The organism is Escherichia sp. MOD1-EC7011 (assembly GCF_002965005.1).
GTDB classification, from domain to species: Bacteria; Pseudomonadota; Gammaproteobacteria; order Enterobacterales; family Enterobacteriaceae; genus Escherichia; species Escherichia ruysiae.
Window position 1 is genome coordinate 1 of sequence record NZ_PTRD01000028.1, and the last position, 13,933, is coordinate 13,933.

The following is a 13,933-nucleotide window of genomic DNA, read 5'->3' on the forward strand; positions in this document are numbered from 1 at the left end:
TCATTAAGGAGCTGTTAAAATATACATGTATTGTTTTATAAATCAGAATATTAACAATAAATATACAAACATTAACAATGTGTAATTTTATTTTACTGAAGCGATTCAGTTTGCATTTTTTATTTTAATAATGAGATAACCTCCATCGGAAAAATAGATAAACAAGGTCGATAAATATAGTCAGGAATAGAAATGCACGGATATTTAATGTTTGCTATTGCACTCTCACCTTTGCTCCTTATGGTATTTTTGATTCTGAAACTGAAGATGCCTGTTCATTATTCAGTTCTGATATCACTGGCATTTACAGCGGCTTTATCTGTCCTGTTCTGGGACATGCCAATACAGAATCTGAAAGCCTCAGTGGGTTATGGCGCACTCAAAGGATTATGGCCGATCGTGATTGTGATCCTCGGTGCAATATTCAGTTATAACGTCATGCAGGCAACCAAAGCTCTGGATATTCTCCGCGATATTCTCGCCAGTATTAGCGAAGATAAGCGTATCCAGGTGCTCCTTATTTCATGGTGTTTTGGTGGTTTTCTTGAGGCTGCTGCCGGCTACGGTACTGCGGTCGCCATTCCTATTGGTATCCTCATCGCGTTGGGATTCAACCCACTGAAAGCCGCAATTGCTTCACTGGTTGCCAATACGGTGCCTACAGCGTTTGGGGCGGTAGGTATTCCGGTTTCAATCCTCGCCGAGCAGGTTAATCTGTCTGTTTACACCTTAGGTGGCACAATTATTCTGCAATTAGCGATTTTTAATCTCCTGCTGCCCTTTGTCATTATTTGTATTATTGGCGGCGGCGTGAAAGCGATTCGCGGCGTATTCCTTATCACACTGCTATGTGGCATCGCGACACTTATTCCGCAATACTTTGTTGCCGTCCATCTTGGTGCCGAATTGCCCGCTTTTGCTGGCAGCCTGGCTAGCCTTTTCGCTGTCGCAATTGCCAGCCGTCTGCGCAAAGGTGAAGTAGACCCAGAGTGGCGTATTGAAGCCAGCCATACCCGTGAAATGGCACCACGTTCGGCAAAGGTGCTGTTCCGGGTCGGTTCTATTTACCTGTTTATTTTTGTCTTTATTCTGCTGTGCTCACCGTTATTCCCAACGATAAAAGCAGCAGCATCTCAGCTGGCTTCAGTGCTGCATTTTTCACTGGTCGATGGCGGGACATTAGCGTTAAAAATAGAATGGCTCACAACGCCTGGAATGTTGATTATCTTTGCAACTATTCTCGGCGGTTTTATTCAGGGAGCATCAGCACGCGGTATGCTGGAAGTATTTATCAAAACCGTATTCCAGCTTAAAAATTCTATTATTGCGATTATGGCCATTGTCGCCATGGCAACAGTTATGGATCTCAGCGGCATTATTTCTACGTTGGCACGGTCAATTGTCGATCTCACCGGAAGTTCATACGTCTTTCTCGCGCCGGTCATTGGTGCGCTGGGTACTTTTGTCACCGGCAGCGACACTAACTCGAATATTTTGTTTGGCAAACTACAAACTATTGCAGCCAGCAAGCTGCATATCGATCCCAATTGGCTGGCGGCGGCAAATACTTCCGGTGCCACGGGTGGGAAAATGATTTCACCGCAAAGTATTGCCATTGCCGTTTCTGCCACAAAAATGGAAGGGCAAGCCAATCAAATAATGTCTGGCACCATGAAATACTGCTGTGCTTACATCGCAATACTTGGCTTAAAAGTAGGTCTCTTTTATTTCTGGTTTATGCGATAAAGTGGTTTTCTTAACCATACGCTTTTATATGGATAAGGATGCACACAAAGATTAAGTAACAGAAATCTTACCTTTAGAATGCCTGGATGTTCTTTATTTCTACCAGAACATCCGGCTGTTTTTCCCCGCTACGCTGAGTATGACTTGCTCTATTTTTATAACAGATAATCTTATCCATACTTAGCTTATAAGATAACCTCCTGAAGCTGTCTGACTCTTTCCCGATATTCACCTGGAGTACAACCAAACTCGCGAACAAAAGCCTTGTGAAAGGATGATTCACTGGCATAGCCTACTGACTCAGCGATCACCACGACGGAGAGCGTTTCCCGGGAAAACCGCTGAGCCGCTATTTGTAGCCGCAACTTTGTTAATACAGCCAGTGGCGTGGTTCCAGAAACATCACGAAAAAGTTGGGCAAAACTTGCCCTGGACATGTGAACGATGCTGGCCAGCGATTCGACTGTCCAGGGATGGCCAGGTATTTCCAGCATTTGCTGAATCACCGCGCCAAGGCGAGGATGAAGCAACAAACTGAGAATATTTTTCTCCGTATTAGCCTGTACGATCCATCCACGCACGGCGAGTGTAAAGAGTGTGGCGCATACCTGGCTACACAGAGCATCCGCTCCCGGCATTGCCGCTCTGGATTCCTGTTGTAAAAAAGGAATCGCCTCCCTCAGCCAGTTAAACTCCACGCTGTCACTTTCCGGTGCCAAAAACAGAGCTTCCGGCAAAGAGGTCAAAAAATAACGCGCCGAACGTTGCAGCCGAAGAGTGCCGCATACGATACAGGTCGATCCATTTTCAATGTGACTCAGGCGATGAGCTGAGTTTTGTGGTAGCAGAACCACATTCCCAGGGCGCAATGTAAAGGTCTGCCCCGTCGGCATTTCCAGTTTTGCCGCACCTTGTGTTAACACATGCCAACGAATAACCGATAGTTCCCCCGCAACATGTGGAAGCTGCCAGTCACTTCCTAACTCGCAATTTTTATCGATCGTTCCTTGTGGAGCGTTAAGCATCAACAAACGGCTAAGGGCATCCATATCAGACTCCTGAGTAGTTTTTTGATTATAGATAGCAATAATCTTATATAAGACTTAAGCCAATATCATCAATAAGTTAATCATCATCGTTATATTGTGACCCTGATTAAAAAACAACGAACATCAGACGATAAGACAAAATATCAAGCGTTGTGAAGAAGTGTTATTTGCGCATTTACGTCTATAGTCATTACGTCAAATGAATACGTTTCGACAGGAAATTATCATGAATAAATATCAGGCAGTTATTATTGGTTTTGGTAAGGCAGGAAAAACATTAGCCGTCACGCTGGCTAAAGCGGGTTGGCGTGTGGCTCTCATCGAACAATCGAATGCAATGTATGGCGGGACATGTATTAATATCGGCTGCATCCCAACCAAAACATTGGTTCATGACGCACAACAGCACACAGATTTTTCCCGTGCCATGCAGCGTAAAGATGAGGTCGTCAAATTCTTACGCAATAAGAATTTCCATAATCTTGCGGATATGCCCAATATCGACGTGATCATCGGGCAAGCGGAGTTTATCAATAATCATATTCTGCGTATTCATCGACCAGAGGGAAATCTGGAGATTCACGGTGAGAAAATTTTTATTAATACCGGCGCACAAACTGTGGTTCCGTCAATTCCTGGAATAACCACGACGCCAGGCGTCTATGACAGTACCGGATTACTTAACCTGAAGGAATTACCCGAACATTTAGGTATTTTGGGCGGGGGATATATTGGCGTTGAGTTCGCCTCTATGTTCGCTAATTTTGGCAGTAAGGTGACTATTTTCGAAGCAGCGCCTCTGTTTTTGCCTCGGGAAGATCGGGACATTGCTGATAATATCGCGACTATTTTACGCGAGCAGGGAGTGGATATTATCCTCAACGCCCATGTGCAGCGTATCAGCCACGATAAAAATAAAGTACAAGTGCATACCGGACACGCTCAACTGGCGGTGAATCTCCTGTTAATTGCTTCCGGTCGCCAGCCTGCTACCGCCTCGTTAAAACCAGAAAATGCCGGGGTTGCGGTGAACGAGCGCGGGGCAATTGTCGTTGACAAGCGATTACATACCACCGCAGACAATATTTGGGCGATGGGAGATGTTACCGGCGGGCTGCAGTTTACTTATATTTCACTGGATGATTACCGCATTGTGCGCGATGAGTTACTGGGAGAAGGCAAACGTAATACTGATGATCGGAAAAATGTGCCTTATTCCGTATTCATGACTCCTCCACTGTCTCGGGTTGGTATGACTGAAGAACAAGCCAGAGAGAGTGGTGCAGATATTCAGGTGGTTACATTGCCTGTAGCGGCAATTCCGCGCGCCAGAGTGATGAACGATACCCGTGGGGTATTAAAAGCGATTATCGATAATAAAACCCAACGTATATTAGGGGCATCACTGCTATGTGTTGACTCCCACGAGATGATCAATATTGTGAAAATGGCGATGGATGCCGGGCTGCCTTATAGCATATTACGCGATCAGATATTTACTCATCCGTCGATGAGCGAATCACTCAATGATCTATTTTCATTAGTCAAATAAACCTAAAATCAGACGCCAGGACAAATATTCTGGCGTCTCAGAGAAAACAATCTTATCAATTTTTGATTATTCTATAATTTCTTAATCACTTCATTGATGGTATTTTATATGTTTAAAAAAACTGTTTTATTTGCAACGCTATTATCTGGTGTTATGGCTTTTTCCACCAATGCAGATGACAAAATAGTTCTGAAACATGTCAGCGTCTCGTCAGTATCAGCATCACCGACAGTTCTGGAGGATGCCATTGCTGATATCGCCAGAAAACATGACGCATCATCATGGAAAATTACCTCCATGCGGATTGATAACAACTCAACCGCGACGGCAGTATTGTATAAATAAGGACGTTGATAATGGAAAAATACCTACACCTGTTAAGTCGGGGAGATAAAATTGGCCTGACATTGATTCGTCTGAGCATTGCGATTGTTTTTATGTGGATTGGGTTATTAAAGTTTGTCCCTTACGAGGCCGACAGCATTACACCATTCGTCGCGAACAGTCCGCTAATGTCGTTCTTCTATGAACATCCGGAAGAATATAAACAGTATCTGACTCACGAAGGCGAATATAAGCCGGAAGCCCGGACATGGCAAATTGCTAATAATACCTATGGTTTTTCCAATGGCCTTGGCGTCGTGGAGGTGATGATTGCTCTACTGGTGTTAGCAAATCCTGTTAACCGGTGGTTGGGTTTATTGGGTGGATTAATGTCATTTGCCACACCGCTGGTAACACTCTCATTTTTAATCACCACTCCTGAAGCCTGGGTGCCTGCTCTGGGGGATGCTCATCATGGTTTTCCCTATTTATCTGGAGCCGGTCGTCTGGTGTTGAAAGATACCCTGATGCTGGCTGGCGCAGTCATGATAATGGCTGATTCGGCGCGGGAAATCCTTAAACAACGAAGTAATGAGTCATGTTCAGATTTTAAAATTTAACCCTTTATAATCAGAACAGAATCTGTTGTTTAATTTTTCAGGCGTCAGTTTTCCCTTTGTACAGGTAAGGCTGACGCTATTTTTATGCTCAATGTTTCCTTGTTTAAGGTTGGGGCTTACCATATCTCTCACGCTAACATGTAAACAGATATCTTTTTTCCGCAATGAGAGGCAGAGAGTGGCACGAGAAAATCTTAATGATTTAATGACATTCATCGTTGTTGCGCGTGAAAAGAGTTTCACCAGGGCTGCTGCTCAATTGGGGATATCACAATCAGCTTTGAGTCACAGTATGCGCACCCTTGAATCTCGTCTGGGTATGAAACTCCTCACTCGCACCACCCGCAGCATATCGCTGACGGATGTAGGGCAATCAATGCTTGATGAGCTGGGGCCTTATATTGATGGGATTCAGGGAACATTGCAGCAACTAAAAGATCTCAACAAGAAGCCTGCTGGAACCGTTCGAATATCCACATCTGATTACGCTATCAGGTCTGTCATCTGGCCAAAACTTGAGCCACTACTAAAAGAATATCCGGATATAAATCTGGAATTAATTGATGATTATACTTTAACGGATATTGTATCCGGCCGATTCGATGCAGGAACGCGCCTGGGAGAACAGATATCCAGCGGTATGATCTCTGTACGTATTGGTCCCGACGTGCGCTTTGCTGTTGTCGGTTCACCAGCATATTTTTCTCAACACCCTTTGCCAAAACATCCAGATGACCTTATTAGTCATAACTGCATTAATCTTCGTTTTCCAACGCATGGCAATCTGTATGCGTGGGAGTTTGAAAAAGAAGGAAAAAGCCTGAATGTAAAAGTCAGCGGTCAACTGGTGTTTAGCCGTATCTATCAAAATTTGCAGGCGGCGTTAGAGGGCTACGGCCTGGCGCATGTTCCACGCGATATTGCGGAAAAACACATCGCCAGCGGCGAACTGATCAGTGTACTTGAAGACTGGTGTCCTTATTGGGATGGTTATTATATTTATTACCCGGAAAACAGAAATCACTCAAAAGCATTCCAGCTGGTTGTTGATGCGCTACGCCATCATAAAAAAAACTGAACATCAGGCAGACAAAAGCCAGGGCTATCGCAAGGCTCTGGCTTTTTAATATCATTATGTCTGTTAGTGCTCAGCGAAAATTCCTGCTCTCAAACACATTTTTGGTTCCATTATTGAACGCCTTTCTTGTGAGTTGCTGGAAAATATACATTGCTGTAAATTATTCCGTTACTCAGCATTCAGTGACGCCATATCAATAACAAAACGATGTGCCATATCCCCTTTTGCAAGGCGAGCAAAAGCATCGTTTATCTGATCAATATTGATCATTTCACATTCGGGATAGATATTATGCTTCGCGCAGAAATCCAGCACTTCCTGTGTTTCTGCAATACCGCCGATGAGTGAGCCAGCAACACGGCGACGCCCCATAATCAGAGGGATCGTAGACGGTTCTTCCATTGGCCCAACCTGTCCAACAATAACTAATGCACCATCAATATCTAACAATGGGGTGTAGATATTCAGGTCGTGTTTAACGGGAACTGTATCGATAATCAAATCGAATGCACAGGCTGACATCTGTAATGCCTCAGGATCTGAAGACGGGAGAATGCCTTTTGCACCGAGCAATTTTGCGTCTGCCTCTTTGCTTTTAGTCCGGCTGATCACAGTAACGTCAGCCCCCATCGCGACAGCCAGTTTTACAGCCATATGACCTAAACCGCCTAACCCAATAACGCCAACACGGCTGCCTGGGCCAACATTCCAGGTTCGTAATGGTGAGAATGTGGTAATTCCGGCACAGAGAATCGGTGCAGTTTTGGCTAAATCCATATTTTCAGGGATCCGCAGTACAAATTCCTCACGAACCACAATATGTTTGGAGTAGCCTCCCTGAGTAATTTCGCCGCTAATCCGATCCTTAGCACCGTAGGTTGGCGTCATCCCGTGGCGGCAATACTGTTCTTCGCCTTGTTCACACTGGTCGCAATGCATACAGCTATCGACCATACAGCCAACGGCAACATGATCGCCTACTTGATATTTTTTAACCCCCTGCCCCACAGCTCTCACGATACCGACAATTTCGTGCCCCGGAATTAACGGATAAGGCTGAGGCCCCCAGTCACCATTAACTGTATGTAAATCTGAGTGACAAACACCACAATAAAGAATTTCAATGGCAATATCATTGTCCCGTAACTCACGACGTTTAAAATGATAAGGAACCAGTTTTGCGTCGGAAGAGAGTGCGGCATAACCGATAGTTTTCATAAAGTGCCTCTTCATTATGAAATGATTAATAATTTAAGAATCATATTCTTAAATCGCTGGTTAAAACCCATATTGTCTGATTTTACTATTTTATAAAACAAAACCTGTAAGCTCAGATAAAAACGTCATTATCCAAATAATATAGCTCAACAAATACTAAAATCAGTCATGTATTTTTACGCCAAGACAACCACGAACAAATTCAGGATTAAAATGTTTTACGGATTCACCAACATAGCCTAAATCAAGCGAACTAATTTGCTCCATTTCTGCCTCTGTCAGTGAAAAATCCCAGATGGCGAAGTTCTCTTCAATACGCTGTTGATGAGTTGATTTTGGGATAACAACCACGCCACGTTGAATATTCCAGCGCAATATCACCTGAGAAATCGATTTTTGGTGGGCATCAGCAATACTCTGAAGCATTCTGTTTTCAAACGGCTTATGTCTTCCGCCGCCTAATGGAGCCCAGGCTTCAGGTTGCACATTATAGTGCTTCATGGTTGCCAGCGCCTCTGGTTGTGCAAAATAGGGATGCAGCTCGACCTGGTTCACCATTGGCTTTATTCTGACTGTCTCACAAAAGTTTGTTAATACATGAGGATAGAAATTGGAAACACCAATCGCTTTCAGTTTGCCTTCATCATAAGCGGCTTCCAGGGCTCGCCACGCACTGAAATAATCACGCATCGCCTGGTGCAATAAATAGAGGTCAAAATATTCAAGTCCCGATTTTTTTAACGATGCTTCAATTCCTGCTTTTGCTGTATCCTGATTAACCATATCCTGCACCCACAGTTTTGACGTAATAAATAACTCCTCACGGGTACAAAGACCTTCCGAAATGGCCTCACGAACAGCTTCACCGACAGCATCTTCATTACCGTATACCGCAGCCGTGTCGATAAGACGATACCCGGTTCGGATAGCACTTAACACTGACTGTTTACACTCTTCTTTATCGGTAACCTGAAAAACCCCAAACCCTATCATTGGCATTTTTAGGTTGTTGCTTAATACAGAAAACACCACGGTAAGCACCTCCATCAGGTATGACTTATTATTCTAAGTTAAAATACGACTCTCGATTAGTATGTAAATATCGATTTCACTTATGCAAATAATTCATCAATAAAATAGACCTACACGATAACAGTGCTACTCAATCAGCATTGAGGCAGATTAATGAATTTTGTTCATAGCCCCTGACAAATCCCGCCGTCTAATTGAATAACTCTCTTTACGTTATGCTTCCAATGAACAATAACGGGAGGCTAACACTATGCAAACTGTAAGACTGAACAACGGTATTGAAATGCCCTTGCTGGGTTTTGGTGTATTTCAGATGACCGATGCCACCGAATGCGAAAGAGCGGTCATTGACGCTATTGATACTGGTTATCGACTGATTGACACCGCCGCCTCATATCAGAATGAAACTCAGGTCGGGAATGCGCTGAAACAAAGCGGTATTGCGCGTAACGAACTCTTTGTCACTACTAAACTCTGGTTGCAGGATACCAGTTACGAAGGTGCCAAAGCCCAGTTCGAACGCTCTCTGAATCGGCTGCAATTAGATTACGTTGACCTGTATTTGATTCATCAGCCTTACGGTGATGTCCACGGTGCCTGGCGTGCCATGGAAGAGCTGCACCAGGCAGGCAAGATCCGCGCTATTGGCGTCAGTAACTTCCATCCTGACCGACTGGCTGACCTTATCGCCTTTAATAAAGTGGTTCCGGCGGTCAACCAGATTGAAGTTAACCCCTTCAACCAGCAACTTCATGCCGTTCCGTGGATGCAAAGCCGTGGCATTCAGCCAGAAGCCTGGGCACCGTTTGCGGAAGGTAAAAATGGTCTGTTCCAGCATCCCGTGTTAACGGCAATTGGCGAGAAGTATGGCAAAAGCGTGGGTCAGGTTGTTTTGCGCTGGATCTACCAACGAGGCATCGTTTCACTGGCAAAATCAGTGCGCAAAGAACGCATGGAAGAGAATATCAACATTCTCGATTTTGAACTCAGTCCTGAAGATATACTGCAAATTACCGCCCTGGATACCGCAACCAGCGCGTTCTTCTCTCACCGCGACCCGGCGATGGTGGAATGGCTGACTGGCCGCAAACTTGATGTTTAAGCCACGATAAAAGAGGGATTCATTCAATGCAAAAACGTTATCTGGGTAAATCCGGACTCGAAGTCTCCGCTCTTGGGCTAGGTTGCATGGGCTTAAGCCACGGCTACGGCCCGGCGACAGATACCCGTCAGGCTATCGAACTCATTCGTGCTGCGGTTGAACGCGGCGTCACCTTCTTCGATACCGCCGAAGTGTATGGTCCGTATCTGAATGAAGAAGTGGTCGGTGAAGCCTTAAAACCGTTTCGTGACCGCGTGGTGATTGCGACTAAATTTGGTTTTACCTTCGGCGATGATAATAAGCAGCAGATTCTAAACAGCCGCCCGGAACATATCCGTGAAGCCGTTGAAGGATCATTACGCCGCCTTAAGACAGATGTTATTGACCTGTTGTATCAACACCGCGTTGATCCAGATGTCCCGATTGAAGATGTTGCAGGAACGGTGAAAGACCTAATCGCAGAAGGTAAGGTCAAACATTTTGGCTTGTCAGAAGCGGGGGCGCAAACCATTCGTCGTGCCCATGCGGTACAACCTGTCACCGCCCTGCAAAGCGAATATTCCATGTGGTGGCGTGAACCTGAAAAGGAAATCCTGCCGTTGCTGGAGGAACTGGGAATTGGTTTTGTACCATTCAGCCCACTAGGTAAAGGTTTCCTGACAGGGGTGATTAAGCCGGGAACAACTTTCGGTAAGGATGATTACCGTAGCACCGTACCGCGTTTCGCTGCACAAGCCATTGAAGCCAATGAAAAACTGGTCACTTTGTTAGGCGAACTGGCTGCGGAGAAAGGGGTAACCTCTGCACAAATCGCACTGGCATGGCTGTTAGCACAAAAGCCGTGGATTGTTCCCATCCCTGGCACCACTAAACTGCACCGGCTGGAGGAAAACCTGGCCGCTGTCGACATCGTTCTTTCGCAGAATGATACGCAGCAGATAACCCAGGCACTGGAAACGATCAAAATCGTCGGAGAACGTTACTCGCCTGAGCATCAGGCTCGCGTAGGCCGTTAATGCCCAAACGGAGCCACAGTAAAATGCGGCTCCGTTATTCTGCGTAGCGAAGTGCATCGATCATCAGCGCAAAAGCAGGCGGGTGCCGCTTACGGCTTGGATAGTAAAGGTAATATCCGGGGAAATAAGGACACCACTCCTGTAAAACCTGAATAAGCTCGCCTGACTTTATATGATCCTGAACCGCGTTTTCGGGAACGCAGGCGATACCAAATCCTGATAATGCTGCATCAATTCTTTCTGGCAGCAAATTAAATGTCAGTTGCCCATCAACTCTGACCCGTAACAGTTTCCCTTCTCGCTCAAACTCCCAGTGATAAAGTCCACCGGCAGTTGGCAGACGCATATTGATGCAGCGATGATTTTGTAGTTCGTGAGGCGTTCCAGGCGCAGGGTTTGTAGCGAAATAAGACGGTGCCCCCACTACAGCCATTCTCATGTCCGGCCCAATTCTTACCGCAATCATGTCCTTATCCACGCTTTCGCCCAGCCGTACCCCGGCATCAAAGCGACCTTCAACAATATCGACAAAACCGTTATCCACCACCAGTTCGACATTGATTTCGGGATACTCTCTGAGAAAGGGTTTTAGCTTCGGCCAGATCAGACTGCGCGCGGCATGTTCCCCGGCAGATAACCGAATATTCCCGGAGGGCGTGCCGTTCAGTTGAATAAGTGATTCCAGCTCCTGTTCAAGCTCGTCAATACGAGGCTCAAGACAGGCGATTATTCTCTCCCCCGCTTCTGTGGGAGCCACGCTGCGAGTCGTTCGGGTTAAGAGGCGGATATTTAACCTTTCCTCCAGAGCCTTAATCGCATGGCTGAGAGCTGACTGAGAAACACCGAGTTTGCCCGCAGCTTTGGTAAAACTTCGCTCCCTTGCCACCACAAGAAAGATTTGCAGTTCATTGAAGTTTTCTTTGAGCATTAGCGATTTCCTTGTAGAAGCATTCCCTTCAAAACGTACTTATGAAGGGTGTTCATAGACACAATCATTTTAGCCGTATTATTGGTAATAATGATAATCTATGAGTCTGAACTCTCAGGAAATTTATTATGAATAAACGTACCCTCACGATTGCGCTATTCTTCTTACCGATATTCTGACACACATCATTAATTTTCGATTTCTATTCTTTTCTCCACCATAAAATCGATAAAAGCACGAACTTTAGAGGGCATTCTCACCCGTGATGAAACATAAATATAAAATCCAGGAAATGAAACGGCCCAATCCTGAAGAATCGGCTGTAACTTGCCCGCATTGATGTGTTCAGCGATTGCAAAATCCAGATGTTGGATGATACCTGTCCCATTAAGCGCCATTCGTATCATGCTTTCGTCATCATTAGAAATGTACTTCCCTGACACCTCTATTTCGAACTCTTCATTATTCCCCGTGACATTAGAAAACTCCCATGCTGAGAGTGCACCGCTACTTTTATGCCGCAACCGAAGGCAATTATGGTTACTCAGTTCCTGAGGCGTTTCAGGAATACCGTGTTCTTTTAAATAATCTGGCGATGCCACAGTAACCAGTTTAATAAGCGGAGAAACAGGAACGGCAGTCATATGCTCATCCAGTCCTTGCTCAAGACGTATGCCCACATCACAGCCGTCCGCAATAATGTTAGATAAACCGTCATCCATAATGAGTTCTATCTTTGTTTTGGGATAACGAGTAAGAAACTCGCCAATATGAGGCTCAACAAGCATCCGTGCTGCAACACGGGAGGAATTTATTCTCAACAGGCCTGTAGGTTCAAGTTGGGTATCACCAACATCTTTCAAAGCATCATCAATTTGCCCCAAAGCCGACACCAGCACTTCATACAGACGCTGTCCTTCCTCAGTAAGCGACATATTGCGGGTTGTACGGTATATCAGCTTGGTGTTAAGACGTTCCTCAAGAGATTTTAAATTCTGGGACAATGCGGCCCGCGTAATACCCATTTCAGAAGCGGCTCTGGAAAAACTGCCGGCACGAACAATCAGCGCAAACCAGGCAAGAGAAGGCAAAATTGAAGGCTCTATTTTCATCATTGTAAACCTTAACTTAACACTGTGATAGATATTAGACCATTGATGATAACCAATACAAGTCATACTATTACGCCGTTCTCGACATGAACACGAATGCCAGTTGCGGATAATAGAAATGATATTTAAATCTGTTTAGGCAAATCCCCGGAGCTTGAAATGAAAACTGTTTCGATAAAACACACTTACTGGGATATAGCTGCTGATATCTATTTCCCTGACGATTTTAATAGTGAAAAAAAGTATCCTGCCATTATCAGCGCCCATCCAATTGGAAGCTGCAAAGAACAAACATCGGGTAGTGTGTATGGTGCCGCCCTGGCAAAAGCTGGCTTTATCGTCATTGCTTTTGATGCCAGTTTTCAGGGAAGCAGCGGTGGAGAACCGCGTTATCTGGAAGATCCAACAATGCGAGTAAAAGACTTCAGCATTGTCGTTGATTACCTTACCACCTTACCTTACGTTGATGCCGGGCGTATTGGTGTACTGGGTATTTGTGGTGGAGGTGGATATGCCATTAATGCCGCAATGACAGAACGTCGAATTAAAGCTATTGGTACTGTCACGGGTGCAAACTACGGGCGTCTTATGCGTGAGGGATTTACAGCGTTTAATCCTATCGAAGCACTCGAAGCAATGGCGCAACAAAGAACAGACGAAGCTAACGGCGCAAAACTTCGCGTAGATGATTTACTCCCCTCTTCTCCGGACGCAGCTCTTGAAGCGGGATTAACAGAAATAGATCTTTTTGAAGCAACAGAATATTATCGTTCGCCACGAGGCTGTGCGCCAAATGGGGTAAATCGTTCACTATTTTCTCATCAGACTGTTGCTGTGGGCTGGGATGCTTTTCATCTTGCAGAAGTCCTCTTAACTCAACCAATAATGGTTGTAGTGGGTGATAGAGTGGGCGCTTTTGGTGCATACCGTGACGGCTGCGAAATTATTGGTCGTGCTGCCTCAAAACATAAAGAGCTGGTCGTTGTGGAAGGTTATTCACATTACGACCTGTATGATAAGCCAGACCCCGTGAAACAGGCGCTCGATAAATTAATTCATTTTTATAAAAAACATTTATAAGAATACTGCAGGGAGATACATTATCTCCCTGATATTCACCTTTACGGTAATAAGTTGAATTTAAAGAGTATTATTC

The 13,933-nt window shown here is 45.0% G+C and carries 13 protein-coding genes; 8 read left to right on the forward strand and 5 right to left on the reverse strand.

Going from position 1 to position 13,933, the window contains the following annotated elements; all coding sequences use genetic code 11:
* The first annotated feature begins 192 nt into the window (after positions 1 to 192).
* On the forward strand, positions 193 to 1,746 hold the full coding sequence (locus A7098_RS15120; RefSeq protein ID WP_085460425.1) for an L-lactate permease: 1,554 nt from the start codon (positions 193 to 195) through the stop codon (positions 1,744 to 1,746).
* A gap of 185 nt (positions 1,747 to 1,931) precedes the next feature.
* Here the strand turns inward: A7098_RS15120 and rclR are convergent, their stop codons facing one another.
* Positions 1,932 to 2,795: a reactive chlorine-specific transcriptional regulator RclR gene (gene rclR / locus A7098_RS15125; protein WP_105281025.1), complete on the reverse strand. Its 864-nt coding sequence runs from the start codon at positions 2,793 to 2,795 to the stop codon at positions 1,932 to 1,934.
* A 226-nt stretch (positions 2,796 to 3,021) separates the two neighbouring features.
* Here rclR and rclA point away from each other — a divergent pair, with 226 nt between their 5' ends.
* The 4 genes from rclA (at position 3,022) to A7098_RS15145 (ending at position 6,369) form a co-directional block, all read left to right on the forward strand.
* Positions 3,022 to 4,347, forward strand: coding sequence for a reactive chlorine resistance oxidoreductase RclA (gene rclA / locus A7098_RS15130; protein WP_105281026.1), 1,326 nt, complete (start codon positions 3,022 to 3,024; stop codon positions 4,345 to 4,347).
* A gap of 108 nt (positions 4,348 to 4,455) precedes the next feature.
* A complete protein-coding gene (rclB, locus tag A7098_RS15135) occupies positions 4,456 to 4,692 on the forward strand; it encodes a reactive chlorine resistance periplasmic protein RclB (RefSeq protein ID WP_000475159.1) in 237 nt (78 codons plus the stop codon).
* A gap of 11 nt (positions 4,693 to 4,703) precedes the next feature.
* Positions 4,704 to 5,291, forward strand: a complete 588-nt coding sequence (gene rclC / locus A7098_RS15140; RefSeq protein ID WP_000417409.1) for a reactive chlorine species resistance protein RclC — start codon at positions 4,704 to 4,706, stop codon at positions 5,289 to 5,291.
* 178 nt (positions 5,292 to 5,469) lie between these two features.
* Positions 5,470 to 6,369, forward strand: coding sequence for a LysR family transcriptional regulator (locus A7098_RS15145; RefSeq protein WP_105281027.1), 900 nt, complete (start codon positions 5,470 to 5,472; stop codon positions 6,367 to 6,369).
* A 168-nt stretch (positions 6,370 to 6,537) separates the two neighbouring features.
* On the opposite strand, the gene A7098_RS15150 is transcribed toward A7098_RS15145, so the two are convergent.
* Together A7098_RS15150 and A7098_RS15155 are read right to left on the reverse strand one after the other, a co-directional pair.
* On the reverse strand, positions 6,538 to 7,587 hold the full coding sequence (locus A7098_RS15150; RefSeq protein ID WP_000848741.1) for an NAD(P)-dependent alcohol dehydrogenase: 1,050 nt from the start codon (positions 7,585 to 7,587) through the stop codon (positions 6,538 to 6,540).
* Between the two features lie 162 nt (positions 7,588 to 7,749).
* Entirely contained in the window at positions 7,750 to 8,619 is an 870-nt protein-coding gene (locus A7098_RS15155; protein ID WP_123056767.1) for an aldo/keto reductase, read from the reverse strand.
* 250 nt (positions 8,620 to 8,869) lie between these two features.
* Between A7098_RS15155 and A7098_RS15160 the strand changes: the two genes are divergently transcribed.
* On the forward strand, positions 8,870 to 9,721 hold the full coding sequence (locus A7098_RS15160) for an aldo/keto reductase (protein WP_105281029.1): 852 nt from the start codon (positions 8,870 to 8,872) through the stop codon (positions 9,719 to 9,721).
* A gap of 26 nt (positions 9,722 to 9,747) precedes the next feature.
* A complete protein-coding gene (locus tag A7098_RS15165) occupies positions 9,748 to 10,737 on the forward strand; it encodes an aldo/keto reductase (RefSeq protein ID WP_105281030.1) in 990 nt (329 codons plus the stop codon).
* A 34-nt stretch (positions 10,738 to 10,771) separates the two neighbouring features.
* On the opposite strand, the gene A7098_RS15170 is transcribed toward A7098_RS15165, so the two are convergent.
* Together A7098_RS15170 and A7098_RS15175 are read right to left on the reverse strand one after the other, a co-directional pair.
* Positions 10,772 to 11,665 (reverse strand): LysR family transcriptional regulator, encoded by an 894-nt coding sequence (locus tag A7098_RS15170; RefSeq protein WP_105281031.1) that lies wholly within the window; start codon positions 11,663 to 11,665, stop codon positions 10,772 to 10,774.
* A 188-nt stretch (positions 11,666 to 11,853) separates the two neighbouring features.
* On the reverse strand, positions 11,854 to 12,780 hold the full coding sequence (locus A7098_RS15175; protein WP_032224629.1) for a LysR family transcriptional regulator: 927 nt from the start codon (positions 12,778 to 12,780) through the stop codon (positions 11,854 to 11,856).
* Positions 12,781 to 12,936: 156 nt separating this feature from the next.
* On the opposite strand from A7098_RS15175, the gene A7098_RS15180 reads away from it, so the two are divergent.
* Positions 12,937 to 13,857: an alpha/beta hydrolase gene (locus tag A7098_RS15180; protein WP_105281032.1), complete on the forward strand. Its 921-nt coding sequence runs from the start codon at positions 12,937 to 12,939 to the stop codon at positions 13,855 to 13,857.
* The last annotated feature ends 76 nt before the right edge of the window (positions 13,858 to 13,933 follow it).